This window comes from Acidiplasma aeolicum (genome assembly GCF_001402945.1).
GTDB lineage: Archaea > Thermoplasmatota > Thermoplasmata > Thermoplasmatales > Thermoplasmataceae > Acidiplasma > Acidiplasma aeolicum.
In genome coordinates this window covers 1-535 of the sequence record NZ_LKBG01000216.1, presented here as the reverse complement: position 1 = coordinate 535, position 535 = coordinate 1, and the positions used below count along the sequence as shown (strand labels likewise).

The following is a 535-nucleotide window of genomic DNA, read 5'->3' as shown; positions in this document are numbered from 1 at the left end:
TGGGCAATGATACAGGCTTTGTGCTTGGCTGGGGGTATTTTATATATGCATTCACAGGCACGGCTGCCATTATCGATATATTTATTACATACACAGGTTATTATGTTCCTGGATTATCCGTTGGTCTGGTTTTAACGCCGCTTGGCATAGCAATATCACTTATTGCACTGGCGGTGTTTACCGTTATTAATATTCTTGGTGTTAAATTTGGCACAATCTTTTCAATAGTCACCACATTTGGGAAGATAGTCCCTCTTGTAATATTTGCCATTGTGGGTTTTGTTGTGTTTAAAATTGCGAATTTCACACCATTTTTACCGTTTGGCCTGGGAGGTCTCGGTCTTGCCATGGCCCTTGACTTCTTTGCATATACTGGATTTGGGGGGGTTGTCATACCATCAGGCGAGGTTAAAAATCCGGCAAAAACAATTCCACGTGCAATGATATTTACAGTAATTATCGTTGTTGCTGTTTATGCAATATTGTCAATTGCATTCACAGGCATGTTTAACTGGTCAGGAGCCGGCATACCTGT

General features: G+C 41.1%; 1 protein-coding gene. It reads left to right on the top strand.

The window, feature by feature from the left end; translation table 11 throughout:
- The coding region (locus AOG54_RS04665) for an amino acid permease (protein ID WP_156324214.1) at positions 1–535 on the top strand (535 nt) is incomplete at both ends.